At 39.7% G+C, this 25,363-nt stretch carries 30 protein-coding genes; 26 read left to right on the top strand and 4 right to left on the bottom strand.

The window, feature by feature from the left end:
- Nucleotides 1-42 precede the first annotated feature (42 nt).
- The 5 genes from QUD79_RS14335 to QUD79_RS14315 all read left to right on the top strand — a co-directional run bounded on the left by QUD79_RS14335 (nucleotide 43) and on the right by QUD79_RS14315 (nucleotide 3,033).
- Entirely contained in the window at nucleotides 43-915 is an 873-nt protein-coding gene (locus tag QUD79_RS14335; RefSeq protein ID WP_184426782.1) for an RHS repeat-associated core domain-containing protein, read from the top strand.
- Nucleotides 916-1,361: 446 nt separating this feature from the next.
- Nucleotides 1,362-1,598 (top strand): AAA family ATPase, encoded by a 237-nt coding sequence (locus QUD79_RS14330; RefSeq protein WP_184426766.1) that lies wholly within the window; start codon nucleotides 1,362-1,364, stop codon nucleotides 1,596-1,598.
- Between the two features lie 82 nt (nucleotides 1,599-1,680).
- On the top strand, nucleotides 1,681-1,923 hold the full coding sequence (locus tag QUD79_RS14325) for a hypothetical protein (protein WP_184426763.1): 243 nt from the start codon (nucleotides 1,681-1,683) through the stop codon (nucleotides 1,921-1,923).
- A gap of 23 nt (nucleotides 1,924-1,946) precedes the next feature.
- On the top strand, nucleotides 1,947-2,144 hold the full coding sequence (locus QUD79_RS14320) for a Type I secretion system protein TolC (protein WP_184426761.1): 198 nt from the start codon (nucleotides 1,947-1,949) through the stop codon (nucleotides 2,142-2,144).
- A 10-nt stretch (nucleotides 2,145-2,154) separates the two neighbouring features.
- The gene (locus QUD79_RS14315) at nucleotides 2,155-3,033 is read left to right on the top strand and encodes an RHS repeat-associated core domain-containing protein (protein WP_184426780.1); all 879 of its coding nucleotides are present in this window, start codon (nucleotides 2,155-2,157) and stop codon (nucleotides 3,031-3,033) included.
- A gap of 375 nt (nucleotides 3,034-3,408) precedes the next feature.
- Here QUD79_RS14315 and QUD79_RS14310 read toward each other — a convergent pair whose 3' ends face one another.
- Together QUD79_RS14310 and QUD79_RS14305 are read right to left on the bottom strand one after the other, a co-directional pair.
- Nucleotides 3,409-3,726 carry a hypothetical protein gene (locus QUD79_RS14310; protein WP_184426757.1) on the bottom strand — a complete coding sequence of 106 codons (318 nt, stop codon included), beginning with the start codon at nucleotides 3,724-3,726 and terminating at the stop codon, nucleotides 3,409-3,411.
- A 438-nt stretch (nucleotides 3,727-4,164) separates the two neighbouring features.
- Nucleotides 4,165-4,677 (bottom strand): hypothetical protein, encoded by a 513-nt coding sequence (locus QUD79_RS14305; RefSeq protein WP_184426756.1) that lies wholly within the window; start codon nucleotides 4,675-4,677, stop codon nucleotides 4,165-4,167.
- Nucleotides 4,678-4,819: 142 nt separating this feature from the next.
- Between QUD79_RS14305 and QUD79_RS14300 the strand changes: the two genes are divergently transcribed.
- Nucleotides 4,820-6,351, top strand: a protein-coding gene (locus QUD79_RS14300) for an IS3 family transposase (RefSeq protein WP_385957716.1) whose coding sequence is annotated in 2 segments (ribosomal slippage) — nucleotides 4,820-5,282 and nucleotides 5,282-6,351 — 1,533 coding nt in all. Because the reading frame shifts where the segments join, the coding sequence is not laid out codon by codon here.
- Nucleotides 6,352-6,366: 15 nt separating this feature from the next.
- Here QUD79_RS14300 and QUD79_RS14295 read toward each other — a convergent pair.
- Entirely contained in the window at nucleotides 6,367-6,738 is a 372-nt protein-coding gene (locus QUD79_RS14295) for a hypothetical protein (protein ID WP_184426754.1), read from the bottom strand.
- A 161-nt stretch (nucleotides 6,739-6,899) separates the two neighbouring features.
- On the opposite strand from QUD79_RS14295, the gene QUD79_RS14290 reads away from it, so the two are divergent.
- The 14 genes from QUD79_RS14290 (at nucleotide 6,900) to QUD79_RS14225 (ending at nucleotide 17,514) form a co-directional block, all read left to right on the top strand.
- A complete protein-coding gene (locus QUD79_RS14290; RefSeq protein ID WP_221435291.1) occupies nucleotides 6,900-7,166 on the top strand; it encodes a hypothetical protein in 267 nt (88 codons plus the stop codon).
- A 221-nt stretch (nucleotides 7,167-7,387) separates the two neighbouring features.
- Nucleotides 7,388-8,941: a Mu transposase domain-containing protein gene (locus QUD79_RS14285; RefSeq protein WP_184426752.1), complete on the top strand. Its 1,554-nt coding sequence runs from the start codon at nucleotides 7,388-7,390 to the stop codon at nucleotides 8,939-8,941.
- Nucleotides 8,931-9,686 carry an IS21-like element helper ATPase IstB gene (gene istB / locus QUD79_RS14280; RefSeq protein WP_158088381.1) on the top strand — a complete coding sequence of 252 codons (756 nt, stop codon included), beginning with the start codon at nucleotides 8,931-8,933 and terminating at the stop codon, nucleotides 9,684-9,686. The genes QUD79_RS14285 and istB overlap by 11 nt, the downstream gene beginning before the upstream one ends.
- Nucleotides 9,683-10,174 carry a hypothetical protein gene (locus QUD79_RS14275; protein ID WP_085286189.1) on the top strand — a complete coding sequence of 164 codons (492 nt, stop codon included), beginning with the start codon at nucleotides 9,683-9,685 and terminating at the stop codon, nucleotides 10,172-10,174. Before istB ends, QUD79_RS14275 begins: the two co-directional genes overlap by 4 nt.
- The gene (locus QUD79_RS14270; protein ID WP_184426750.1) at nucleotides 10,155-11,111 is read left to right on the top strand and encodes a tyrosine-type recombinase/integrase; all 957 of its coding nucleotides are present in this window, start codon (nucleotides 10,155-10,157) and stop codon (nucleotides 11,109-11,111) included. Before QUD79_RS14275 ends, QUD79_RS14270 begins: the two co-directional genes overlap by 20 nt.
- Nucleotides 11,112-11,199: 88 nt before the next feature.
- Complete coding sequence (locus QUD79_RS14265; RefSeq protein WP_184426748.1) at nucleotides 11,200-11,529, top strand: type II toxin-antitoxin system PrlF family antitoxin; 330 nt, start codon at nucleotides 11,200-11,202, stop codon at nucleotides 11,527-11,529.
- Nucleotides 11,530-11,549: 20 nt separating this feature from the next.
- Nucleotides 11,550-12,005 carry a type II toxin-antitoxin system YhaV family toxin gene (locus QUD79_RS14260; protein ID WP_184426776.1) on the top strand — a complete coding sequence of 152 codons (456 nt, stop codon included), beginning with the start codon at nucleotides 11,550-11,552 and terminating at the stop codon, nucleotides 12,003-12,005.
- Between the two features lie 58 nt (nucleotides 12,006-12,063).
- Complete coding sequence (locus QUD79_RS14255) at nucleotides 12,064-12,729, top strand: RHS repeat-associated core domain-containing protein (RefSeq protein WP_246455045.1); 666 nt, start codon at nucleotides 12,064-12,066, stop codon at nucleotides 12,727-12,729.
- A gap of 3 nt (nucleotides 12,730-12,732) precedes the next feature.
- Entirely contained in the window at nucleotides 12,733-13,095 is a 363-nt protein-coding gene (locus QUD79_RS14250; RefSeq protein WP_246455047.1) for an immunity 8 family protein, read from the top strand.
- 157 nt (nucleotides 13,096-13,252) lie between these two features.
- On the top strand, nucleotides 13,253-14,251 hold the full coding sequence (locus QUD79_RS14245; protein WP_286288811.1) for a transposase: 999 nt from the start codon (nucleotides 13,253-13,255) through the stop codon (nucleotides 14,249-14,251).
- A gap of 189 nt (nucleotides 14,252-14,440) precedes the next feature.
- A complete protein-coding gene (locus QUD79_RS14240) occupies nucleotides 14,441-15,289 on the top strand; it encodes a transposase (protein ID WP_286288809.1) in 849 nt (282 codons plus the stop codon).
- Nucleotides 15,290-15,478: 189 nt separating this feature from the next.
- Nucleotides 15,479-16,327: a transposase gene (locus QUD79_RS14235; protein ID WP_286288809.1), complete on the top strand. Its 849-nt coding sequence runs from the start codon at nucleotides 15,479-15,481 to the stop codon at nucleotides 16,325-16,327.
- Between the two features lie 306 nt (nucleotides 16,328-16,633).
- Entirely contained in the window at nucleotides 16,634-17,218 is a 585-nt protein-coding gene (locus tag QUD79_RS14230; RefSeq protein ID WP_184426957.1) for an RHS repeat-associated core domain-containing protein, read from the top strand.
- Nucleotides 17,218-17,514: a hypothetical protein gene (locus tag QUD79_RS14225; RefSeq protein ID WP_184426959.1), complete on the top strand. Its 297-nt coding sequence runs from the start codon at nucleotides 17,218-17,220 to the stop codon at nucleotides 17,512-17,514. Before QUD79_RS14230 ends, QUD79_RS14225 begins: the two co-directional genes overlap by 1 nt.
- Nucleotides 17,515-17,560: 46 nt before the next feature.
- Here QUD79_RS14225 and QUD79_RS14220 read toward each other — a convergent pair whose 3' ends face one another.
- Nucleotides 17,561-18,943, bottom strand: coding sequence for an IS4 family transposase (locus QUD79_RS14220; RefSeq protein WP_286288804.1), 1,383 nt, complete (start codon nucleotides 18,941-18,943; stop codon nucleotides 17,561-17,563).
- 212 nt (nucleotides 18,944-19,155) lie between these two features.
- Between QUD79_RS14220 and QUD79_RS14215 the strand changes: the two genes are divergently transcribed.
- The 6 genes from QUD79_RS14215 to acnB all read left to right on the top strand — a co-directional run bounded on the left by QUD79_RS14215 (nucleotide 19,156) and on the right by acnB (nucleotide 25,330).
- Entirely contained in the window at nucleotides 19,156-19,368 is a 213-nt protein-coding gene (locus QUD79_RS14215; protein WP_286288803.1) for a hypothetical protein, read from the top strand.
- Nucleotides 19,369-19,391: 23 nt separating this feature from the next.
- A complete protein-coding gene (locus QUD79_RS14210; RefSeq protein ID WP_286288801.1) occupies nucleotides 19,392-20,390 on the top strand; it encodes a transposase in 999 nt (332 codons plus the stop codon).
- Between the two features lie 497 nt (nucleotides 20,391-20,887).
- Entirely contained in the window at nucleotides 20,888-21,160 is a 273-nt protein-coding gene (locus QUD79_RS14205) for a type II toxin-antitoxin system TacA family antitoxin (protein ID WP_184420851.1), read from the top strand.
- On the top strand, nucleotides 21,150-21,677 hold the full coding sequence (locus QUD79_RS14200; RefSeq protein WP_184420853.1) for a GNAT family N-acetyltransferase: 528 nt from the start codon (nucleotides 21,150-21,152) through the stop codon (nucleotides 21,675-21,677). The genes QUD79_RS14205 and QUD79_RS14200 overlap by 11 nt, the downstream gene beginning before the upstream one ends.
- Nucleotides 21,678-22,157: 480 nt before the next feature.
- Nucleotides 22,158-22,493, top strand: a complete 336-nt coding sequence (locus tag QUD79_RS14195) for a hypothetical protein (RefSeq protein ID WP_184420855.1) — start codon at nucleotides 22,158-22,160, stop codon at nucleotides 22,491-22,493.
- A 245-nt stretch (nucleotides 22,494-22,738) separates the two neighbouring features.
- The gene (acnB, locus tag QUD79_RS14190) at nucleotides 22,739-25,330 is read left to right on the top strand and encodes a bifunctional aconitate hydratase 2/2-methylisocitrate dehydratase (protein WP_184420857.1); all 2,592 of its coding nucleotides are present in this window, start codon (nucleotides 22,739-22,741) and stop codon (nucleotides 25,328-25,330) included.
- The last annotated feature ends 33 nt before the right edge of the window (nucleotides 25,331-25,363 follow it).

Below are 25,363 nucleotides of genomic sequence, written 5' to 3'. Positions count from 1 at the left end.
CATTATTGCTAGTGGTACCTTAATTAATCTTATGTTCATGGCATTGCAGCAGACGACCCGGTAGTTTGGTATCAAGGGGCTGGCACCGCTAATAAGCATTATCTACTGGCCGATGAGCGCGGCTCTATTATTGCAGAAACCAATAGTGCAGGTAATATAACAGCAAGCCATCAATATGGCCCTTATGGCGAGCCGATAAACCAAAGTGATTCACGTTTTAGGTACACAGGGCAAATATTATTACCCGGCACCGAGCTTTATTACTACAAAGCACGGATTTATCATCCAAAGTTAGGTCGATTCTTACAGACTGACCCGATTGGCTACGATGATGGCATGAATATGTATGCCTATGTGGGTAATGATCCTGTTAATGCGACTGACCCTACAGGTAAGTTTCTTGTTCCTGGTTTTCTCATTGGGGCTGGTATTGAATTAATTGCTCAGGCAGCTACAGGTAACTTTGATGCAAGTGATGTGTTAATCGCTGGTGCTGTAGGCGCTGTTACTGGTGGTTTTGCTGGGAAGGCAGCAATGAGTGCTATAAAAGGCACAATAACTGCCAGTAAAGCCGTTAAACAGACAACAGCTGTGAGTGCTATAGCGAGTGGTACGGGTTCTATGGGGCAAGACCTAGCAAATGGAGATTCAATCTCAGTGACTAAAGCGGCCATAAGCACTGTAAGTGGTGCTGCGGGTGGTTTAGTAGGTGGTAAAGTTGGTAATTCATTCGCTGGTAAGTTAGACAGTATGTCCAATGCAGGCGGGATTGCATCACAAGTCTCTGGTACTACTAGAAGTGCGATGATTGGGAATACTGCCGGGCAGACAACCTCTGCGACAACAGGAGGGTTGAATAAAGCTGTTGATGTAGGAATTTCTGTAGTCGATAAAAAAGTGAAAGATAATTTATAATAAGGGTGAAAGATGAGTTTTTTTAGATTATATAAAGTCCAAATAATAGTGTATTTGATCTTGTCATTTATCTGTGGCGGTGTAATTTCAATTGAAAATGGTTTAATTCGAGGGGTAGGATTTTCGGTAGTCTGTTCATTCTTTTTGATATTTATCTCATATATTTCTTACCGAAAGAGTATCTCAAAATACGGAAAAAATAATATTAAGAAATAAAAGGGGGCAGAGCCGTTTTAATATTCATGGACAGCATTTTTTGAATCCAAAGCCTCGCTCGTCGGGGCTTTATTTTTCTGGCATTGAAAGTATTAGTAGCACTTAAAGTGGAGTATTTGGGTTTCTAAAGGCTAGAGCTGAAATAAAACAGTGCTAATAGCTTCTTAATAGAAAATGTATGGTGTAAATTAGATATAAAGAATAAAAATAATAACAGGGATGAAAGAATAATGATTATTCAAACAGTTAAAGTTAGTGGCTTTAGAAATTTTGTTGATTCTGAAATTAATTTTAATGAAAAGACTTTAATTATTGGGGCTAATGACGTAGGTAAAACAAACTTAATCTACGCATTGCGACTTCTTTTAGATAAATCTTTATCAGACCGAGATATAGAGCCTGAAATAACAGATTTTCATATTAACTCAACCGGAGAGCAATCTGAAAATTTTTCCATAGAAATCTAAAAATAATAGGACACCCAACATAATTGATTTATTCACTTCTCTTTACTATGGTTAAATAATCTACAGTAAAGTGGTGTTTAACATGACTCAAGCACGTAGCAAGCAAGTATCCCTTGAAGATACTCGTTATTATCACTTAATCTCTCGCTGTGTACGTCGAGCTTATTTATGTGGCGAAGATAGTCACACTAATCAAAGCTTTGAACACCGCAGACAATGGATGGTTGACCGCATTCGATTTTTAACGTCTGTTTTTGCCATTGAAAAAATAATAGGACACCCAACATTATTGATTTATTCACTTCTCTTTACTATGGTTAAATAATCTACAGTAAAGTGGTGTTTAACATGACTCAAGCACGTAGCAAGCAAGTATCCCTTGAAGATACTCGTTATTATCACTTAATCTCTCGCTGTGTACGTCGAGCTTATTTATGTGGCGAAGATAGTCACACTAATCAAAGCTTTGAACACCGCAGACAATGGATGGTTAACCGTATTCGATTTTTAACGTCTGTTTTTGCTATTGATGTAGTAAAAAGTTAGGACACCCAACATTATTGCTAGTGGTACCTTAATTAATCGTTATGTTCATGGTATTGCAGCAGACGACCCGGTAGTTTGGTATCAAGGGGCTGGCACCGCTAATAAACATTATCTACTGGCCGACGAGCGTGGCTCTATTATTGCAGAAACTAATAGCGCAGGTAATATAACAGCAAGCCATCAATATGGCCCTTATGGCGAGCCGATAAACCAAAGCGCATCACGCTTTAGGTACACTGGGCAAATACTATTACCCGGCACCGAGCTTTATTACTACAAAGCACGGATTTATCATCCAAAACTAGGTCGATTCATGCAAACCGATCCGATTGGTTATGGCGATGGCATGAATATGTATGCCTATGTGGGGAATGATCCGATTAATATGATTGACCCAACTGGATTATGTGGAAAGTTTAAAGATGAATCGAGAGGCTGTGGGGGCGTTGATATCTTAGGCTCTTTCTCTAAGTGGACTGAAGGATGGAAAAAGTCTCAAGATAGAGTAGAAGATTCAGCTCAAGCATTAGTAGGTACGGCAGAAAAAGTAGCCGATGATACATTAGAGTCAATAAATTCTATAGAAAGAAAAGATGTTTATGAAACTGCTAACAATGTTTCATTGTCATTAACAGCAGCTTCTCTTTCACCTTGCTCTATTTATTGTGCATTGGCATCAGGTGCTATTGACGGAGTAATAGCCTTTGATCAATTTTTACAGGGCGACATCAAAGGAGGTTTAATAACCTTAGCGCCTTTAGCGTCTGGTGAAATGTTAAAGGTTGGCATGAAAGCAGGTAAAATGGGCACTCAGACATCTAGAGATCAAAGGGCTGTCGCTACAAGTATATTGTTAAACCAAACATTAAATCATAACAGTGGAAATTAGATGAAAAGCAAAATAATAATACTTGGGTTCTATTTTTGGTTTGTAATTTCGGGAATATTCATCGTTGAAAGAGTCGGAATTGAAAATTGGATATTGAACTTGATAGCTTATTCTTTCGGTTTGTATTATGTACACCCTTTTATAATAGGTAAACCGATGTCAGTGCCGTATTTAGATAGGGAACTATCTCCTGAATCTAAAAATCTAGGTTTAAGGCTGTTGCTTTTTTTACCTGCATTGGCTATTTCAATCTTAGTTTCAATCAAATAATAGCTATAAAGTGAATCCAAAGCCTCGCTAGTCGGGGCTAGGAATCAATAAACAATAATCTTGCTCTCAATCCAAAGCCAGCGGTAGCTGGTTTTGTTTTTTGGGTCAATGAAAATAGTCGTTTGGTTCCAAATTCAATTGGGTGATTTGCTCAGGCGAAAACCCGTGCCGAAGGAGTTGGAAGTCTTTTAATTGCACTTGAGATTTTTGGCCCTCGCCAATCAATTTATAGCAACTGCCACTCGCTGTAATAATTAATCTTTTGTTTGGAAAAATCTTTTCAACCTTTGAAGTACTGATATAGCTGCCCGGTGAAAATCGGTAGGTCTCATCTTCTTCGCAAGTGCCCCAAAGGATTTTGCCGATCAATTCCTCATCATCAAAAACAGAAACGATGTACCAATCTTTAACCGTTGTACTCATGACCTAACCCTCATAAGAATTTAAGATGATCATAGATAAATTTCAGTTAAAAACATACTGAAAGCATGGATCTAATATCGACTTTTTCACTCTAAAATTGGCGTTGACGATAGACTGCTGCTATGGTCATGATCAGACAAATAGATATTTGTTAGCCATTAATTTTACAAATATTAATTAAGCGGTTGGTGGCGAAATTGAGCCTTGTTCCAAGGTCATGCTGATCGTGTTTCGGCTTAATAATTTTTGTTGTTCCAAACGGTGGTATTTGGTGTGCCATTCGGATGAGAATTTACAATTATATATTACCTTAAAAAGACACACCTAATTTCATCTTGATGATACGAGGACGTTAGTCCCCCTGAAACAAGAATTGCATAGGAATGAAACAAAAATAATAATTATTAAATTAATCACGGCTCAAATCGGCAGTTTTGGTTATTTGCCGTAGGCATGAAAATAAGGATGAGTTTTCTGCTTATTTAAGTAAGTCATGATCTTTTGACTGAGCTTTTCTTCTTGTTCTTTATTACTAAGTGATTCAGTCGATTTGATTAATGATTTAACAAATGCTTGGTCGGTGAACAACTGGTCAACATCTAGCGGTTTATTTGTATTGCTCGTTTTGAACAACGAATTGGATTCAAGCAAAAAGAAAATATAAACGTAAAGCTCAAGTGTCAACTTAATGTCATATTTAAATACCATCAAATAGAGAAACTGAGCGTAAAAGTATTTCTCCACTTTTCGACTGGCTTTTCTTCCCCCGCGATATTGATGAGCAACACACATCACCATCAAGGCAAGCAGTGAATCAATTGATTTGGTGGCATAAAGATTGTTGAGTTGCGCGGGGTTTATTTGCTTTAGGTTGTCGATGAACCTTTCTGTCGATAAGCCGTTAGGAAAATGATGGGTTTTAAAAATCCGTTTTTTCATTTCATCAGGCAATTGGAATGCACAATTTTGCACTCTGGCTTTTCGGTTTAATAAATTCCAGAAAGGATGTACGCGCCCAAACCCCCCTGTGTCAGGATAGTTGTCGCCTCAGTTTTTCATAAAAGTTCAACAGGGAGCGGTAAGTTAGTAATGAGTGAAACATTATCCAGAAGATCACAAGAAAGCGGTTATTAGAAAGCTGATTGAAAGTGGCTTATCATTACGTCAATTCGCAAAGCTAGAAAGTATCAACTTATCTACTTTGTATTCATGGCGAGATAAGTATTTAAAAGCAGGTTCTAGTTTGACAGATAGTAATAACTCAAATGGTTGGTCACCAGAGCAAAAGTTCTCAATCGTTTTAGAAACGGCCACATTAAGTGAAATAGAGTTAAGCGAGTATTGCCGTGAGAAAGGCCTTTACCCTGAGAAAATTAAAGAGTGGAAGCAAAGCTGTATTGCTGGTAATCAGACTCAAGCTCAACAGCGTAAACAATTAATTCAAGAGCGAAAAGTTGATCGAAAACGAATCAAAGAGTTAGAAAAAGAGCTAAAGCGTAAAGAAGCTGCGCTTGCTGAAACAGCCGCATTATTGGTGCTGAGAAAAAAGTTAAATGCCTACTGGGGGGAAGACGAGGACAGTTAACCTCACTCACAGATAGGCAGTATTACGCATCTTTGATTAATGAGGCTGTTATCTCAGGTGCTAGAAAAAATAAAGCTTGTGAAGAGGTTGGCATGTCTATACGCACCTTACAACGTTGGCAGGAAAGTGGTGAAATTATTGGTGATAAAAGGCCTATAGCGGATAGGTTAGAGCCGAGCAATAAACTCACAGAGCAAGAACGTCAAGCAATACTCGACACCTGCAACCAAGAAGAGTACGTGAATATAGGACCAAGCCAGATAGTACCCATGTTAGCAGATAGCGGACAATATTTAGCGTCGGAGTCGAGCTTTTATCGCGTATTGAAAGCCAATAACCAGCTCACCCATCGGGGTAAAGCAAAACCTAAAGGTAGCCGAGCTAAACCTAAGGGATTTAGAGCAACAGCGCCAAACCAAGTGTGGACTTGGGATATTAGCTACTGCCCGTCAACAGTCATTGGCCGGTTCTTTTATCTTTACATGATAATCGATATCTTCAGCCGTAAAGTCGTCGGCTGGGAAGTTCATGACAGTGAGTCTGGCGAACGTGCTGCTGAATTGCTAGAGCGCACGCTCTGGGCTGAAAAGTGCGTTAAACAAAACGTGGTATTGCACTCAGATAACGGTAGCCCGATGAAGTGCCTAACGATGCAAGCCAAAATGCTGGATATGGGCGTGATAGGCTCTCGTAGTCGGCCAGGAGTCAGTAATGATAACCCGTACTCGGAATCACTATTTCGTACGGTCAAATATAATCACCGCTGGCCAAGCGAAGGCTTTAAAAGTCTTGGAGATGCAAGAGCTTGGGTAAGAGGCTTCGCTCAATGGTACAACAATGAGCACAGACACAGTCGCATCAAGTTTGTAACACCAACTCAACGCCATAGAGGTGAAGACAAAGCGATATTGGCAAAACGTCGTGAGCTATATAGCAAAGCGCAAGAAAATAACCCTAACCGTTGGTCAAAGGGCACCAGAAACTGGGATGAAATCAGTGAAGTGGAGTTAAATCCAGAGAGCAAAAAAGAAGCAGCTTAATAACTCAGGCGACAACTACCTTGAAAAACGCCGAAACAGTTCATAAAAGCCAACCGCATCGTTTATTTGGAAAATCTTAGATGGCTTTTGAATTGACTGTCCCTTTGCCAATTTGTACCAATACCCCGTTTCAAATTCTAAATGGGTTATATCATTGTCTATTTTTGTCGGTTCAGAAAAATGATGTCGTTCAATTGTATGCAGGTGCCTGATGAATTCTGCAATAGAATGGTAGCCTTGCTTGGATAAATAACTCTTAAACTTAACCTGCGTGTATACCCGCTTTAATGGCGTACTTAACTTTTTATACTGCCTAATAGACAGGCTGTTTAAACTTTTTTTGTATTTATTTTTGGTATAAGTATATGGGTTTTCGTCAGAATTCATAAGCTTCATCAAAATTTATCAAATCAATTATTTATTACCTATCAACTAGTTACCGCACATTAAACCTAGAACGATTGCTTGTTCTTGCCCGAAGTAGATCTGGCTTGAATCTCATTCTACGCTAAAAGTTCCGCTAATTTCCAAAAGGAGAGTGACTTAACTTGAGTGAGACCGAAAAACAGGAACTGGCAAAAGCCCTTGAAGCAGATTTATTGAAACTTCATGGGTCTTCGATTCTAACGCTGAAGCAGTTACATCGGGCATTAAATTATCGCTCGGTGGATGCGGTTAAGCAGGCGATATTGCGAGGTGTTTTTCCTGTACACACATTTGAAATGCCACATCGTCGCGGCAAATTCGCCTTAATAAAAGACGTTGCACAATTTTTGGCAGAGCAAGCATTTAACGAGGAGAAAAAAGATGTCTAGTTAGCTGAATAAACTAAGCAGTATAAGTAGTAAACAATTTTTCTGGCGCAGAAACGACAGAAGCCCAATAATGAGCGGCAACTCTAGGGCTTCTGAAAAACATCTTTTGCATAGATGATGTTATTAGTGTCGTTGTAAGTGGGCCACATGTCAAGAAAGTTTGGTTATTTTCTTGTTGGCCCCTCTGTGCCTTTATTTTCGATAAATAAGGGTAATAACACATGTTAAAACCAACTCAAATCCGGGCAGCGATCCGCGCAAAATTCGTGCTGCCTGACATTACTATTCGTAAACAAGCAGATTTTGCCAATGCATCACCTTCTTCGATGGTGAGAGTTAACAAGCGCTGTGAAAAGTACGATGTTGATCACCTACTGGCTGAACAGCTCAATGATGAGGCGCTTATTAAGCTGATGTTTCCTGATATCTTGAAGAACGCAAAAAAGCGTGTGCCGAAAATTCAATATATTGTGGAAGAGCGTACTAAAGAAAAAGGAAAGCGTAAGTCGATAACAGTTCTGTACCTTGAGTATTATGCAGAAGATCCGATGTCGGCAATGAGCTATTCACACTTTTGCCGCACCCTCAAGAAAACCTTGAAACGTTGCAAACTTTCAATGAAACAGCTCCATGCAGCGGGTGAAGTCGTTTATATAGATTACGCTGGCACCAAAGTTCGCTATAACGCAAACGGTGAAAAGATATGGGTTAAAGTCTTTGTTGCAGTGCTAGGCTCTAGTCAAAAGATCTTTGCCTTTGCCACTCCCGGTGAAACCACGGCTGATTGGATTGAATCTATGCGTCGTATGTTTATTTACTACGGTGGTGCAACCGAAGTGGTTGTTATGGATAATGCAAAAGCACTGGTTTCACAACCGGGTCTCATTCCCACTTTTGTTGAGAATGTGAGTGCTTTTGGTGATCACTACAACTGCCTAATGGATTCTTGTCGTGTAGGCCGTCCACAGGATAAGGCACTTGCTGAACTTGGCGTTAAATTTGTTACTCAACGCATTCTCATTCCGATGAATCAGGATTGGGATTTCTTTAGCCTTAAAGAAGTCAATCAACACCTTAGCAAAGAAGTAGAAGTGTTGAATAATCTGAATTTTCAAGGCTTAGATTTCTCACGCAATGATCTCTTTTACAAAAATGAAAAAGGTGTCTTGAATCCTCTGCCTCATACCGATTTTGACATGATCGTAGAGAAAATGGTGCAACAGGTATCGACTGAATATACCGTTAAATATCGTAAGCATGAGTACTCTGTGCCTTGGGTGATTCATGGTGAAACGGTTGAAGTTTACGTTACGTTAACGCACCTTCGCGTGATACATATGCACAAGCTTGTTGCCGAGCATGAGCTTTCGGATGAGCCGATGGGCGCTACCATCCTTGAAGAACATATGCACCCAGATCACCTTGCCGATCTTGAAAGTAATGACATGGATAAAAATCTGGCATGGGCTGTTGAATCTGGTTCACATGTGAACCAGATGGTTGAACTTTGGTACTCCAAGGTAAATAACCCACGCTCTCGCGCTATAGGCAAACGTTGTCGAGCGCTGATGAAACTCAGCGATAAAAAAGGCAGCAATGTGCTTAACGATGCATGCGAGTATGCGCTTCAACATGACATGTTAAGTGTTTCGGATGTGGAGTTGGTTGTGCGTGCTCAAGTTGAGCAGGACGGTATCAAAAATCTACCTGCATATATCGCAGCCCATGAAAATGTGCGTGGTAGCGCGTACTACGGAGGTTCTCATGAAGCTTAGAGATAAAGTGATTGATAAATGCGAGAAGCTCAAATTAACAGGTGTTATGGCTGCGTTGGAAGTCCAGTTTTCTTCCAGCGCTTTCGATAACAAGAGCTTTTTAGCTCGACTTGACCATCTTCTCACAGAGGAGGAGTCATCAACGCTAAATAAACGCATTAAAACGCTTCAGCGACAGGCCAAATTGCGTTGGCCTAATGCGGTCATTGGCATGATCGATTATAAACTACATCCCGGTTTAGATCCTGCCAAAGTCGAAAACTTGGCGGAGTTACATTGGCTTCAAAACAATCAACATGTTGTTTTTACTGGCCCTACAGGATCTGGAAAAACACATTTAGCTTGCGCACTTGCCAATAAAGTTATCATGGCAGGTATAAGTGTTCTCTTTTTCCGATATAACGAGCTGCTGTTGCTTTTAACGGCAGCGGATAAAGAAGAGCGATTTACGCAGTATTGTAAAAAGCTCAACCGTGGTTCAGTCATTGTAATTGATGACTGGGGCGTTGCTCCGTTAAATGCTGCTCAAAGACATTTGTTATTTGAGTTCATTGAATCGCGTGATCAAAAAGGTTCACTGATCATTACTTCTCAGTATCCAATGTCGAGTTGGTATGAAGCTTTTGGGGACCCCACTATTGCTGACTCGGTACTTGATCGCATTGTTCACAATGCTCATCACATCGACCGCAAACAAGGTGGTTCAATTCGCAGAAAGCTTGGAGTTAATGGAGGTCGCAAATGAGTAATATACAACAACCATCTTATATGCAGGTATTGGGGCAGTTGAATTTAGAAGACATCTATATTCAGCAAATGTTTGATTATTATCATGAGTGCTTTGAAGCCAACGAGCAGTATCAACAATTTGTTCTGGAGTCCTCCCGTATACCAGACGAATTACGAGATCATAGTTACGCTGGTATTTGCGACAGAACCTTAGGTACTGAAGTTCCTAAAGCTCGTTCCTTATCAGGTGGTGCCATGCGTGGCACTATGCAAACGGTTGGCTTAATACGCTCCTCTGGCAGTGAACTGTTTAGAGGCTGTGCAGTGTTCCCGAAATTGGATGAGCGTGGACAAATCATTTCTGCTGTTGGTTATCGTTTTGGCAAGCGAATTCGCCATTGGCAACAGGAAGTTGTTTACTGGGAAAAACCTAAGCTCGATGGCTATGTTCATGAAGGGTTGGCATTTGTAAAGGAGGTCATTTATGGAAAAGCCTGTCACTAAGCGGATCAGCGACAACATTCCTTATTACCTAAAGCTTTGTGAGGCAAAGGGTGATTCGCCAGATACCATTGTGAATAAAGCTGCCGGATTGGATAAATTCAATGCGTGGTGTGCAACCAAGGGAGTATATGACATCGACCAAATTGATTTAGATTTGATGGATGACTACATGCTTTACCTCAACCAGTATCGCAAGCCCTTGGATGGCAAACCTATGACGGTTGCCAGTAAACGTGGCTACCTGACTTATGTGAAAACATTTGTTGAAAAACTATATGTTAAGGATTTACTCAGTTCAAATACGCTGGAAAATATTGAGCTGCCCAAGTTAGGTCGCCCACTGCCTAAAGCCATTTTTACACAAACTGAGATCTCGAAAATTCTTGATCAATCATTAGTGTTTGGCTTCACTGGTATGCGTGACAGAGCCATCATGGAAACCTTCTTTGCGACAGGTATTCGTCGTACAGAGCTTGCTAATTTAGACATTGATGATGTTGATTTAAATGAGCAACAAGTGCGTGTTCGTAAAGGCAAAGGTGACCGTGAACGTATTGTGCCGATCAGCACACGCGGCTGTGAATGGATTGCGTTTTATTTGAGTAAAATCAGACCACGTATTTCATTCATCAGCTCAGGTAGCGCATTATTTTTGGCGAATAATGGAAAACGATTTAAACCTAATAAGCTGTCAGATATGGTGTCTCGCTATGTTATGTTGGCGGGTATCAAACGTGCTGGCTCTTGTTATTTGTTCCGCCACGCTACTGCTACGACAATGCTTGATAATGGTGCTGATTTGCGTAATGTACAAGAAATGTTAGGTCACGCTGACATTTCCACCACACAAATTTATACCCATGTTTCACGCACTAAGCTTGCTGAGGTCTATGGCAAGTCCCATCCTTCAGCGTTAAGCAACTTGAGCATTTTCTAGCTCACTAAAAAGAGGTAATGCGTTTGCATTACCTCTTCATTCATACTAAAATCAAAATAACTGAAACAAGTAAAAGATAGAGGTTGTTATGGCACAAGTTGCTTTAGAAACTGAATCAACATTGACAGACCGTTTTCAAACTACGGTGCCTAGTCCTGTACGTCAGGCGTTGCACTTAGGCAAGAAAGACAAAATTAAATACGCGATACAGTCTGATGGCAGCGTTGTTATCTCGCGTGCAGCAGCGCAAGAAAGCGACCCTGTACTTGGCGAGTTTTTATCATTCATAGCGCGTGATATGAAGGCTCATCCTGAAAGACTAGAGCCGTTATCAGCAAGTATGCGAGAAAGCGTTGATGCGTTGGTTGAAGGTGTTGAAATTGATTTAGATGCTCCGTTATTGGATGAGGACGAGTAAGTTTGCAAAAAACGATACCAATGATCGTAAATGGTTGGACACTTTACACTCATTCATTGTTTAAAGAGCAGTACCTTAATCTGAAATCACAAGTTGAGACTTTACGTGATAAAGATCCAAAAGGTTACCTTAAAAAGAACGCCACGAAACGATTAGCCGCTATTCAAAGGCTAATCTTTGAATTAATACCACATGACCCTACCAGTGCTGAATTTCGCCAAGGAAGCACATTAGGTGATGAAAACAAACACTGGTTTCGGGCAAAGTTCTTCCAGCAGTACCGTTTGTTTTTTCGTTATCACCTAGAATCAAAAGTCATTGTTTATGCTTGGGTCAATGACGAGAAGAATAAACGTGCCTACGGTAGCAAAACAGATGCTTACAAAGTATTCGAAAAGATGTTAAAGTCTGGTCATCCTCCTGATGGATGGGATGATCTTTTAAAAGCAGCCAAGGACGAATTGCTCTCTCCATAAGCGAACCGCTTGTTTTTCCACAAGAAAGTAGTCTGGATCGTATTTCCGATTATTTTATATGCAGGCACGATACTATGATCCAGTTATCGGGCGGTTTTATTCGAATGATCCACAGGGTTTTACGAATGTACATAACTTTAACCGCTATGCTTACGCGAACAATAATCCATACAAATATATAGATCCTGATGGTCAGAATGCATTAACTGCATTTGGTGGCTTAATTTATGAAACTGGTCAATTCCTACAAGGAAATGGTTTTGATGGTGAAATGGTTATGGGAGCGTTAGCTGATGGATATAACGGAGACGGGGCTGGATTTGCTGCCTCTGCCGCAGAGGATGTGCTTTCTTTTGGTGGCGGTGCTATTGTAGGAGCCTTTGCTAAGGGGGTTCAACTTCTTAGAGCTTCAAAAGTTGCAACTCAAACTGCAAAGGAAATGGGAATATTGCGAGAAGCAGCAAAAGGAGAGGGAAATTTTGGTTTAGGTAGCGCGACAAAGGCAGAATCAGAAAAACTAGGTCAAGCGTGGGTTGGTGAAGGAAGTAGAATATCTAAAGATGGTTCATCTATCGTCAGCAAAGATGGATTAAAAGTCTATAGACCTCCGACAGCTAAACCTAATAGCTCGCAGGCTACAACTGGGGTACAAGCTAACTTTGAAAGAAAAACAGTTGCAGGTACTAAGCCTGTAGGGAATGGACATTTAGACATAGTTGATTAAGTGATGAAAGCAAAATTAAAAAATTTAAATGGGATTGATTTTGAGCTAGATTCTTTTTGGCCTGATGATGAAGATAACTTTTGCATATATATTAGGGCAATGATTGGACCAGATGATGCAGATGGTGAAGAATCGTTTGATATTCAGGTTTGTACTTTACATTGGCTAAAATCACAAATTATAGATGAAAAGGTGATTTTCGGTTTTCAAATGATGATCGTTTCCGAATACGATGTTGATATCATAAAGGCTAAAATAATAGATTTTTGTGAGACATGTAGTGGTAATAACTGGAAAGATATTGGTACGAAGTTAAACCTTATTGGAACATGGGAATTTCAAGACTACAAGCCATACGCACTTTAAATTAGATTGTGTGCTTTGAATCCAAAGCCTCGCCCTCAGGGAGGACGTAAATAAAGCGTAAATAATAGGAAGCGTAAATAATAGGACACCCAACATTATTGATTTATTCACTTCTCTTTACTATGGTTAAATAATCTACAGTAAAGTGGTGTTTAACATGACTCAAGCACGTAGCAAACAAGTATCCCTTGAAGATACTCGTTATTATCACTTAATCTCTCGCTGTGTACGTCGAGCTTATTTATGTGGCGAAGATAGTCACACTAATCAAAGCTTTGAACACCGCAGACAATGGATGGTTGACCGCATTCGATTTTTAACGTCTGTTTTTGCCATTGATGTAGCGGCTTATGCCGTTATGTCGAACCATTATCATCTTGTTGTGTATGTTGATGAAAATGAAGCTCTGGCTTGGAGTGACGAAGAGGTTTGTCAGCGCTGGCAGCAGCTTTACCATAACCACCCACTGGTTGAACGCTTACAAAAAGGCACGAGTAGCTGCCAAGCTGAAATTGATACAGCCCAAGAGATTATCAAGCAATGGCGAAGCCGTCTAAGTGATTTATCTTGGCTAATGCGTAACCTTAATGAGTATATTGCCCGCAAAGCTAATAATGAAGATAACTGCAAAGGCAGATTCTGGGAAGGGCGGTTTAAATCACAAGCGCTGCTTGATGAAAAAGCTGTACTTGCTTGCATGGCCTATGTGGACTTAAACCCGATAAGAGCGAAAATGGCAGATACGGTACAAACAGCACAATATACCTCTATTTTTGAACGTATTCATGACAAAGCCAGCGATGTTGATAATAAAGAGACCTTGCCATTTACTGCTAAACCTTTGCTAGGCTTTATTGGTAACGAGCATAAAAGCTCAGCTAAAGGAATAGCGTTCTCCTTGCTTGATTATTTAACGCTAATCGAAGAAACAGGAAAAATTATCAGAGAAGATAAGCGCGGTAAGATTAATGAAAAATTTTGCCCATTGTTAACGGCTTTAGGTATCGATAGTGACGATTGGTTAATGCTTGCCGAGCATTTTGGTAAAAAATATCATCAAGCAGTTGGCTCGCTAGCAGAGCTTAATACTTTTGCTGCCCACACAGGTAGGCGATGGGTGGGTGGACATCGACAGCAAGCGTTAATATTCCACTGAAACCACCAAACTAAATAAATACCAACTCCTAAGCAGCGTCTCGCTGATATTCGTGTGGGTAAAATTGACTGTTTTGTTTCTTTACAAGCTAGGTTAGCTTAATAAATTTATAGGTAAGCAAAGTTTATATCATCGTCTTTGATTGGCGGAGCTATTTATATAAAGTATTGTCTATTATAAAATATATGGATGTCCCAGAACTTATTAGTTTTTGCCATTGATGTAGCGGCTTATGCCGTTATGTCGAACCATTATCATCTTGTTGTGTATGTTGATGAAAATGAAGCTCTGGCTTGGAGTGACGAAGAGGTTTGTCAGCGCTGGCAGCAGCTTTACCATAACCACCCACTGGTTGAACGCTTACAAAAAGGCACGAGTAGCTGCCAAGCTGAAATTGATACAGCCCAAGAGATTATCAAGCAATGGCGAAGCCGTCTAAGTGATTTATCTTGGCTAATGCGTAACCTTAATGAGTATATTGCCCGCAAAGCTAATAATGAAGATAACTGCAAAGGCAGATTCTGGGAAGGGCGGTTTAAATCACAAGCGCTGCTTGATGAAAAAGCTGTACTTGCTTGCATGGCCTATGTGGACTTAAACCCGATAAGAGCGAAAATGGCAGATACGGTACAAACAGCACAATATACCTCTATTTTTGAACGTATTCATGACAAAGCCAGCGATGTTGATAATAAAGAGACCTTGCCATTTACTGCTAAACCTTTGCTAGGCTTTATTGGTAACGAGCATAAAAGCTCAGCTAAAGGAATAGCGTTCTCCTTGCTTGATTATTTAACGCTAATCGAAGAAACAGGAAAAATTATCAGAGAAGATAAGCGCGGTAAGATTAATGAAAAATTTTGCCCATTGTTAACGGCTTTAGGTATCGATAGTGACGATTGGTTAATGCTTGCCGAGCATTTTGGTAAAAAATATCATCAAGCAGTTGGCTCGCTAGCAGAGCTTAATACTTTTGCTGCCCACACAGGTAGGCGATGGGTGGGTGGACATCGACAGCAAGCGTTAATATTCCACTGAAACCACCAAACTAAATAAATACCAACTCCTAAGCAGCGTCTCGCTGATATTCGTGTGGGTAAAATTGACTGTTTTGTTTCTTTACAAGCTAGGTTAGCTTAATAAATTTATAGGTAAGCAAAGTTTATATCATCGTCTTTGATTGGCGGAGCTATTTATATAAAGTATTGTCTATTATAAAATATATGGATGTCCCAGAACTTATTAGTTTTTGCCATTGATGTAGCGGCTTATGCCGTTATGTCGAACCATTATCATCTTGTTGTGTATGTTGATGAAAATGAAGCTCTGGCTTGGAGTGACGAAGAGGTTTGTCAGCGCTGGCAGCAGCTTTACCATAACCACCCACTGGTTGAACGCTTACAAAAAGGCACGAGTAGCTGCCAAGCTGAAATTGATACAGCCCAAGAGATTATCAAGCAATGGCGAAGCCGTCTAAGTGATTTATCTTGGCTAATGCGTAACCTTAATGAGTATATTGCCCGCAAAGCTAATAATGAAGATAACTGCAAAGGCAGATTCTGGGAAGGGCGGTTTAAATCACAAGCGCTGCTTGATGAAAAAGCTGTACTTGCTTGCATGGCCTATGTGGACTTAAACCCGATAAGAGCGAAAATGGCAGATACGGTACAAACAGCACAATATACCTCTATTTTTGAACGTATTCATGACAAAGCCAGCGATGTTGATAATAAAGAGACCTTGCCATTTACTGCTAAACCTTTGCTAGGCTTTATTGGTAACGAGCATAAAAGCTCAGCTAAAGGAATAGCGTTCTCCTTGCTTGATTATTTAACGCTAATCGAAGAAACAGGAAAAATTATCAGAGAAGATAAGCGCGGTAAGATTAATGAAAAATTTTGCCCATTGTTAACGGCTTTAGGTATCGATAGTGACGATTGGTTAATGCTTGCCGAGCATTTTGGTAAAAAATATCATCAAGCAGTTGGCTCGCTAGCAGAGCTTAATACTTTTGCTGCCCACACAGGTAGGCGATGGGTGGGTGGACATCGACAGCAAGCGTTAATATTCCACTGAAACCACCAAACTAAATAAATACCAACTCCTAAGCAGCGTCTCGCTGATATTCGTGTGGGTAAAATTGACTGTTTTGTTTCTTTACAAGCTAGGTTAGCTTAATAAATTTATAGGTAAGCAAAGTTTATATCATCGTCTTTGATTGGCGGAGCTATTTATATAAAGTATTGTCTATTATAAAATATATGGATGTCCCAGAACTTATTAATAGGTAAGCAAAGTTTATATCATCGTCTTTGATTGGCGGAGCTATTTATATAAAGTATTGTCTATTATAAAATATATGGATGTCCCAGAACTTATTCCGTGGGTTATGAAGACCAGATGAATCTCTATGCTTATGTTGGGAATGATCCGATAAATCATAACGATCCATCTGGTAAATGGTTAAACTTTATTGTTGGTGGTGTTGTAGGGGCTGCTGTTGAAGCGTTTAGTCAAATCGCCACGGAAGGTAGTGTAACAAACTGGACGAAAGTTGGTGCAATGGGAGTAGCGGGAACTGTTTCAGGAGGTTTAAGTATTGCCAGCAAAGGGTTATCTTACGGTCAAAAAGCTTTAGCTGTTGGAGCTAACACAACAATAGATGCAACTTCTCAAGCTACTGCTAGTTTGATCTCTGATGGATTAACTGGAAATACGGAAGGTTCTTTCGCTAACGCTGGTGAAACTGCTTTAAATGCTGTCGCTGGACCGGGTAAAGCAACAGTTTCTGCGACAAAAGGAAAACTCGGTGTCATCAGTAAAATAGCTGGTATGAAAACTCCTACTGTTGATACTGGAAGGAAAGCATTAGACAAAACCATTACTGAAACTGGTCAAGGATTAGTTCAAACTGCTGAGGGTGTTGCAGCGAACAAAATCAATTATGAAATCAAGGAAAATAATTAATGAATAAAACTACATCTAATGCAGCTTTTCTTAAAGGGCTTAGGTACATGTTCTGGTTCACCCTTGCGGTGTTGTCAGCTTTATTTATTTTAAGTGTGGGCATTAGTGCTGATGAGAAGCTGAAACTTACAAATGTTTTGCTAGGGTATATTGGGGTTGTAATGACTTCTTTAGTTATTGCTTTTTTAGTCGCTTATTCGGGGATCAAAAAAAGTATTGAAGAAGGGGAGTCTTCTGACACTGACATTTTTAGAAAAAATGGGAAGTTAAATTTGAATTTTTTTAAACGAGAGTAATGTCGTCCTATTTGAATCCAAAGCCTCGCTAGTCGCTGTCTCTTGATCACATTTTCAGATCAAGAGATTGGGCTAATTCATAGCCTTCAAGGATGGTTTGCAATTTAAACCATCCTTCCCATAATCGCTCCCACCCGACACGGCCATTACGTTTTGAATCGTGCCAACCCGCTAACTTCCCAAGGTTAATGTAAGCCCAATAAAGGCTTGGTGCCGTTGTCGGTGGTTTTGATTTTTCTCGTTTTGTCCATAGCAACTTCCACGCTAACGGACTTAAAACCGTTTCACAACTATGCTTTTCTGCTTCTTTCTTATTAAGGCCAAGGTAACGAAGTTGATGAAGGCGTGCGGCAATAAACGCTAATATCACAATCACCTTTTCTAAATTGTCTTTACTTTGCATACGTAAATCTTCTACTTGAGTACCGCCGCTTTTCCACGCTTTGTGGAACTCTTCAATTAACCAGCGTTTTTCATAGTAGGTCAATACTTTTTCGGCTTCCTCTTTGCACGTCACAGGCTCAGATGTTAACAGGTGCCAACTTAATCCTTGGTCATTGTTTTCTTCCTGACAACCCACATAATAGAGAGATACCGAAGCGCCTTTTTTATTCGCTGGCATTTTTACATCAACTTTGGCATAACGTATTTGACAAGAAGCCTCCCGCGCTTTGCGTCCGCCTTTTTGCCTCACCGAAACAATACGTTGACCTGCTGATTTTAACGACTCACTATATTGATAAAGTTTATTTTCACTTTGTTCAATGCAACGACTCTGCATTGAGCGCACGACAAAACGTTGCTGCCTCGCTGTTTTATAAGTCAGGTATTCAATAATATCTGACTCTCTATCACACACTGAAATTACCTTATTCATTGTTGAACCTAGACGGGGAGTCATCGCTTCTGATGCTTGCTCCCACTTATAGCTTTCTTTGTCTTCGTACGCTCGGCTGGCATGGCGATTATTTTGGCCGTACAAACTGACGTCTCGTGTCCATCGTTTTTGCTCAATCAGACCAACAACATGCTGCTGCTCAGGGGCAAATAGCAATACGGAATGAGCATGCATGCCACGCGAACGCTTATTCGAAGTGGTATGCCCCATTTCATCGCGAATCGTTTGATGTTTAAATTCAAGTGATGTGGTGTCTTCTAAAGCAAGTAGGCAATCATAATCTTTAACTTTTGCTGCTGTTGCCTTAAAGCCAGCCTCAGCTATAGCTTGAGCATCAATAGCTTTATTACGAGTAAAACGATAGGCCGCTTCAATATCGGCTGTGGACGTAGATGATTGCACGAGTGATTGCCCTAACTTGTTGGAAAGATTAGAGGCTAACACAACAAGTCGTTTAGCTCTGCGGGTATCGCCCAATTTTGCATGTAAAAATGTTTCTTCTGCCCATTGCTCTGAACTTGTTGTAAACATAGAAATCCACCTCATCACTGAATAAATGGATCAGATCACGTTCTGTACAATAAGTTCATAAAAAAATCCCTCGATTTTTATCGAGGGATTTGTGTAGGAAAGACAGCGCTAGTCGGGGCTTTTTTATTTTTATATTTATAATATTTTCTGTACAAAAACGTTTGGTAAAAATGATAGAACTAACAATTAAAATAACGAGATAAGGATTTCCTATGGTCGATACATTCAGTAAAGCTAAATTTTGGAAATGTGCTTTGCAAGTTAACCCTGCTAGTTATACAGGCTATAGAGGTAACGAGCAAAGTCTGACGGAAGATGAATATAATAAAAAGTTGCTAGAAGTATGCCTTGAAGAAGGTATAAAAAGAATAATAGGACACCCAACATTATTGATTTATTCACTTCTCTTTACTATGGTTAAATAATCTACAGTAAAGTGGTGTTTAACATGACTCAAGCACGTAGCAAGCAAGTATCCCTTGAAGATACTCGTTATTATCACTTAATCTCTCGCTGTGTACGTCGAGCTTATTTATGTGGCGAAGATAGTCACACTAATCAAAGCTTTGAACACCGCAGACAATGGATGGTTAACCGTATTCGATTTTTAACGTCTGTTTTTGCTATTGATGTAGCGGCTTATGCCGTTATGTCGAACCATTATCATCTTGTTGTGTATGTTGATGAAAATGAAGCTCTGGCTTGGAGTGACGAAGAGGTTTGTCAGCGCTGGCAGCAGCTTTATCATAGCCACCCATTAGTTGAGCGATTACAAAAAGGGCAATGTAGCTGCCAAGCTGAAATTGATACAGCCCAAGAGATTATCAAGCAATGGCGAAGCCGTCTAAGTGATTTATCTTGGCTAATGCGTAACCTTAATGAGTATATTGCCCGCAAAGCTAATAATGAAGATAACTGCAAAGGCAGATTCTGGGAAGGGCGGTTTAAATCACAAGCGCTGCTTGATGAAAAAGCCGTACTTGCTTGCATGGCCTATGTGGACTTAAATCCGATAAGAGCGAAAATGGCAGATACGGTACAAACAGCACAATATACCTCTATTTTTGAACGTATTCATGACAAAGCCAGCGATGTTGATAATAAAGAGACCTTGCCATTTACTGCTAAACCTTTGCTAGGCTTTATTGGTAACGAGCATAAAAGCTCACCTAAAGGAATAGCGTTCTCCTTGCTTGATTATTTAACGCTAGTAGAAGAAACAGGAAAAATTATCAGAGAAGATAAGCGCGGTAAGATTAATGAAAAAGTTTGCCCATTGTTAACGGCTTTAGGTATCGATAGTGACGATTGGTTAATGCTTGCCGAGCATTTTGGTAAAAAATATCATCAAGCAGTTGGCTCGCTAGCAGAGCTTAATACTTTTGCTGCCCACACAGGTAGGCGATGGGTGGGTGGACATCGACAGCAAGCGTTAATATTCCACTGAAACCACCAAACTAAATAAATACCAACTCCTAAACAGCGCCTCGCTGATATTCGTGTGGGTAAAATTGCCTGTTTTGTTTCTTTACAAGCTAGGTTAGCTTAATAAATTTATAGGTAAGCAAAGTTTATATCATCGTCTTTGATTGGCGGAGCTATTTATATAAAGTATTGTCTATTATAAAATATATGGATGTCCCAGAACTTTTTCAGAACTTTTATTAGAACTTATGGATGTCCCAGAACTTTTATGGATGTCCCAGAACTTTTAATGGATGTCCCAGAACTTTTATTAGAACTTTTAAAGTCATCAACTTAAAACCGTTGTTTCACGCTCAAAACTCACAGAGGTTTACAATAAAACCCACCCTTGTGCGTTAAGTAAGGAGGTTTCCTTGAACCCTAATGAACCATACGTACAATATACGTGTATTGAGGTTGTTTGTGCTATATGCTATTGTTATCGTAATGATACGTACAAAAGCCGTATGGAGTTAGATTATGGTTGCTTTAGTATTAAAGAAAGATGCTCGATTGGATTTGAAAACAACACTGCAAAATAAAGAGTTATTAGCACAAGCGGCTCTTTTACGAGGTGTTGATATGACAAGCTTTATCATCGAGCCAGCATTAAAAGCTGCGAAAGAAGTTATTGAGCAATTGCATTTACAGACAGTGGAACAAGAAGCATTGTTTAATGCTTTATCAAAACCTAGTGCACCGACTGAAGGGTTAAAGGACTTACTTTCAGCGGGGACGTTTGGTGAGCGATAATAGATTTGTTCTGGAGCAATATGATGTAAGTAAAACGTATTTTCAGCAAAAGAAATTTGATTGCGGAAATAAGGTTATTAACAAGTTTGTTCATTCTTCACTTAAAAAGCAGGTAAGTAAAAAGTTTTCTCAAGCATATACCTTGTTAGATCAAGAAAATGAAGACTGCTTTTCTGCCTTTTACACATTAAGCTCATATAAACTATCAGCTTTTGATATGGAAAGATTATCAGAGGGCAGTTTACCAAGAGATATACCTTGCGTAAGACTTATCATGTTAGGTGTAGATAAAAAGCTTCAAGGTTGTGGTATTGGTAAAAAAATGATGTCTGATGCACTGCATAGAGTACATAGAGCCGCAAAAGAAATTGGCATTTATGGACTTTACTTAGATGCAGCTCCTAAAGCGACAGATTTCTATATTTCACTAGGATTTATTCGATTAGATAGCGGTAGCAAAGAAGACATTGCTAAAATGTTCTTGAGTATCGAAACCATTAATCAATTACTAGGATAGTAATTTCAAACACCCAGCATAGGAAGGTGCTATTTAAACTCCCCAAAACCAATGAATAAACCGGATCGTAATTACGATTATATTACTACAAAGAACGGATTTATCATCCAGCAAAATATTAGAGCAAAATATTAGGACACCCAACATTATTGATTAAGTCGCACTGTTTTACTATGGCTAAATAATCTACAGCAAAGTGGTGTTTAACATGACGCAAGCACTTATCAAACAAGTATCCTCAACCACTTAAAACCGAAATAGGCTTCATTGCCACACCAGAGAGTATGGCTTTAACTGTAAAAATGGTGACAGACTTTGAATATAATAATAAAGGCCTGATGATTAAAAAAGCATCAGGCTCAGTAAAATATATGGATGTCCCAGAACTCAGAACTCAGAACTCCAAGAACTCCATTCAATATTATAAAATGTCTGAGTTGGGCTATAATTATAATACTTGTATAAATTGAAAGGTTGTATATGCGTTTAATTTTATTTGTTTTAGGTTTATCACTTATCGGCTGCGCACAGTTTAAAAACACTCAAGATGTGAGTGAATGGGACTTTGATCACCAAGTTCGTTTTGAGCAAACAAAGCTTAATGACACCAGTTACTCTATTAAAGTACTTAGGCATAACGATACTCATTTTGCTCAACTGGCGACTTTCATTGTTAGGCATGCATATCAACTTTGCCAAGGTTATGGCTACTCTATAGAAATACTTGATGGGGTTGAAACATATGATGACAAACAAGCCCGACCTAACTGGATCCCTCCATCGCTTTCTGCCAACGTTGAGTGTGTTAAAAATTAAGCTACCTTTACTTATTAAGGTATAAAGCTTTAAATTATCTGTTAACTGCTTAACCAGTTGGTTGTTTTTAATGTGCTGATTTTAAAGCTCTATTCATTTAGGTTATAATAACTATAGATTTCATGATTATTAGTTTGATTTAAATGTTTCCAAGCATAACGTATAATTAGGCAAATTTTTCTAATCAAAGTCGATGTTAAGTAAGTTTACTTTACGTCACTATTTCTATTACAGGGGTGAACGCCGTGCTTCAAGAATATCGCAAACACGTTGCAGAACGTGCAGCTGAAGGTATTGTACCTAAAGCTTTAGACGCAGAACAAACCGCAGCATTAGTTGAATTAATTAAAAACCCACCAGCAGGTGAAGAGGAGTTTTTACTTGATTTATTAACCAATCGTGTTCCTGCAGGCGTTGATGATGCCGCTTATGTAAAAGCTGGATTTTTAGCTGCCATAGCTAAAAGTGAGGCAACGTCACCCATTTTAAACGCAGAAAAAGCAACTGAACTTCTTGGTACTATGTTAGGTGGCTATAACATCCAGCCAATGATCGACCTTTTAGATGATAGTGCATTATCGTCAATTGCAGCTAAGGGTTTATCTCACACTTTATTAATGTTTGATGCGTTCCATGACGTTCAAGAAAAGGCTGAAGCAGGTAATGCTGCCGCTAAGCAAGTTATGGAGTCATGGGCGAATGCTGAATGGTTTACTTCAAAAGAAAAAGTAGCTGAAAAAATTACGGTTAAAGTATTTAAAGTAACTGGTGAAACCAATACTGATGACTTGTCACCTGCACCAGATGCATGGTCACGCCCTGATATTCCTTTACATGCTAAAGCTATGCTTAAAATTGAGCGTGAAGGAATTACGCCTGATGAAGATGGTGTGGTTGGTCCAATTAAGCAAATAGAAGCATTACAAGAAGATGGTATTCCACTCGCTTATGTTGGCGATGTTGTGGGTACAGGCTCTTCGCGTAAATCAGCAACTAACTCTGTTTTATGGTTTATGGGTGACGACATTCCTTGTATTCCAAACAAGCGTAGTGGCGGTGTTTGTTTAGGTGGTAAAATTGCGCCTATTTTCTATAACACTATGGAAGACTCAGGTGCTTTACCAATTGAATTAGATGTACAAAAAATGAATATGGGTGACGTAATCGACATTTACCCATATGAAGGTGTTGTTAAAAATGCCGCTGGCGAAGTTATCTCTACCTTTAAGCTAAGTGCTGTATTGTTAGATGAAGTTCGCGCAGGTGGACGTATTCCATTAATTATTGGTCGTGGTTTAACAGGTCGTGCCCGTGAAGCATTAGGCTTACCTGTTACTGATTTATTTGCTACACCAGTTGATCCTGCGGCATCAACAAAAGGCTTTACCCTTGCTCAAAAAATGGTAGGTAAAGCATGTGGTGTTGATGGTGTTCGCCCTGGTCAATATTGTGAACCAAAAATGACTACGGTTGGCTCTCAAGATACAACGGGCCCAATGACACGTGATGAATTAAAAGATTTAGCTTGTTTAGGTTTTTCTGCAGACTTAACTATGCAGTCTTTCTGTCATACTTCTGCTTACCCTAAGCCTGTTGATGTAATTACACATCACACACTACCTGACTTTATTATGAACCGTGGCGGTGTTTCACTTCGCCCAGGTGATGGTATTATTCATTCGTGGTTAAACCGTATGTTATTACCTGATACTGTTGGTACAGGCGGTGACTCTCATACTCGTTTCCCATTAGGTATTTCATTTCCTGCGGGATCTGGCTTAGTTGCTTTTGCAGCCGCAACAGGTGTTATGCCACTTGATATGCCAGAGTCAGTTTTAGTCCGTTTTAAAGGTGAGATGCAACCAGGTATTACTCTACGTGACTTAGTTCATGCAATCCCATACTACGGTATTAAAAATGGTTTGCTAACAGTAGAAAAAGCAGGAAAAGTTAACGAGTTTTCTGGCCGAGTGCTAGAGATTGAAGGCTTAAAAGGCTTAACCATTGAGCAAATGTTTGAATTGTCTGATGCATCAGCTGAACGTTCAGCTGCTGGTTGTGCAATTAAAGTTGAAGAAGAAGCAGTTTCAGAATACTTACAATCAAACATTGTTATGCTTAAGTGGATGATCAGCGAAGGCTATGGTGATGTACGTACTATTGAACGCCGCATAAAAGCAATGAAAGAGTGGCTAGCTAATCCTTCGTTAATGGAAGCAGATGCCGATGCAGAATATGCGCATGTTATTGAAATAGATCTAGCTGATATTAAAGAGCCAATTGTTTGTTGTCCTAATGACCCTGATGATGCAAAACTATTATCAGAAGTGTCAGGCACAGCAATTGATGAAGTCTTTATTGGTTCATGTATGACTAACATTGGTCACTTCCGTGCTGCAGGTAAATTAATTGAGAAGTTCAACGGCGTATTGCCAACACGTTTGTGGGTTGCTCCGCCAACAAAAATGGACAGAGATCAATTAACTGCGGAAGGTTACTACAGTATTTACGGTAAAGCGGGTGCTCGTTTAGAAACGCCAGGCTGTTCACTCTGTATGGGTAACCAAGCGCGTGTAGCTGATAAATCGACAGTATTATCAACCTCAACTCGTAACTTCCCTAACCGATTAGGTGCAGGTGCTAATGTATATTTAACCTCGGCTGAATTAGCGGGTGTTGGTGCAATATTAGGTAAATTACCAACTGTTGAAGAGTATATGAACTATGCTAAGCAAATTGATGCGACAGCAGCAGATACTTATCGCTACTTAAACTTCCATAAAATGGATAGTTATAAGCAAAAAGCAGATACTGTAATTTTACAACAACCTGCGTAGTAGGTATTAAATAATTGAAAAAGCATTGCTTCG

This window comes from Thalassotalea piscium (assembly GCF_030295935.1).
GTDB classification, from domain to species: Bacteria; Pseudomonadota; Gammaproteobacteria; order Enterobacterales; family Alteromonadaceae; genus Thalassotalea_B; species Thalassotalea_B piscium.
The sequence above is the reverse complement of the archived record's forward strand: the minus strand, read 5'-3'. Positions and strand labels throughout refer to the sequence as shown.

Coding starts and splice junctions, on each gene's coding strand:
- QUD79_RS14330 (WP_184426766.1), top strand. CDS start 1,362: ATGATTATTCAAACAGTTAAAGTTAGTGGCTTTAGAAATTTTGTTGAT.
- QUD79_RS14325 (WP_184426763.1), top strand. CDS start 1,681: ATGACTCAAGCACGTAGCAAGCAAGTATCCCTTGAAGATACTCGTTAT.
- QUD79_RS14320 (WP_184426761.1), top strand. CDS start 1,947: ATGACTCAAGCACGTAGCAAGCAAGTATCCCTTGAAGATACTCGTTAT.
- QUD79_RS14310 (WP_184426757.1), bottom strand. CDS start 3,726: ATGAGTACAACGGTTAAAGATTGGTACATCGTTTCTGTTTTTGATGAT.
- QUD79_RS14295 (WP_184426754.1), bottom strand. CDS start 6,738: ATGAATTCTGACGAAAACCCATATACTTATACCAAAAATAAATACAAA.
- QUD79_RS14285 (WP_184426752.1), top strand. CDS start 7,388: ATGTTAAAACCAACTCAAATCCGGGCAGCGATCCGCGCAAAATTCGTG.
- istB (WP_158088381.1), top strand. CDS start 8,931: ATGAAGCTTAGAGATAAAGTGATTGATAAATGCGAGAAGCTCAAATTA.
- QUD79_RS14275 (WP_085286189.1), top strand. CDS start 9,683: ATGAGTAATATACAACAACCATCTTATATGCAGGTATTGGGGCAGTTG.
- QUD79_RS14270 (WP_184426750.1), top strand. CDS start 10,155: ATGGAAAAGCCTGTCACTAAGCGGATCAGCGACAACATTCCTTATTAC.
- QUD79_RS14265 (WP_184426748.1), top strand. CDS start 11,200: ATGGCACAAGTTGCTTTAGAAACTGAATCAACATTGACAGACCGTTTT.
- QUD79_RS14260 (WP_184426776.1), top strand. CDS start 11,550: ATGATCGTAAATGGTTGGACACTTTACACTCATTCATTGTTTAAAGAG.
- QUD79_RS14255 (WP_246455045.1), top strand. CDS start 12,064: ATGCAGGCACGATACTATGATCCAGTTATCGGGCGGTTTTATTCGAAT.
- QUD79_RS14250 (WP_246455047.1), top strand. CDS start 12,733: ATGAAAGCAAAATTAAAAAATTTAAATGGGATTGATTTTGAGCTAGAT.
- QUD79_RS14245 (WP_286288811.1), top strand. CDS start 13,253: ATGACTCAAGCACGTAGCAAACAAGTATCCCTTGAAGATACTCGTTAT.
- QUD79_RS14240 (WP_286288809.1), top strand. CDS start 14,441: ATGTCCCAGAACTTATTAGTTTTTGCCATTGATGTAGCGGCTTATGCC.
- QUD79_RS14235 (WP_286288809.1), top strand. CDS start 15,479: ATGTCCCAGAACTTATTAGTTTTTGCCATTGATGTAGCGGCTTATGCC.
- QUD79_RS14225 (WP_184426959.1), top strand. CDS start 17,218: ATGAATAAAACTACATCTAATGCAGCTTTTCTTAAAGGGCTTAGGTAC.
- QUD79_RS14220 (WP_286288804.1), bottom strand. CDS start 18,943: ATGTTTACAACAAGTTCAGAGCAATGGGCAGAAGAAACATTTTTACAT.
- QUD79_RS14215 (WP_286288803.1), top strand. CDS start 19,156: ATGGTCGATACATTCAGTAAAGCTAAATTTTGGAAATGTGCTTTGCAA.
- QUD79_RS14210 (WP_286288801.1), top strand. CDS start 19,392: ATGACTCAAGCACGTAGCAAGCAAGTATCCCTTGAAGATACTCGTTAT.
- QUD79_RS14205 (WP_184420851.1), top strand. CDS start 20,888: ATGGTTGCTTTAGTATTAAAGAAAGATGCTCGATTGGATTTGAAAACA.
- QUD79_RS14195 (WP_184420855.1), top strand. CDS start 22,158: ATGCGTTTAATTTTATTTGTTTTAGGTTTATCACTTATCGGCTGCGCA.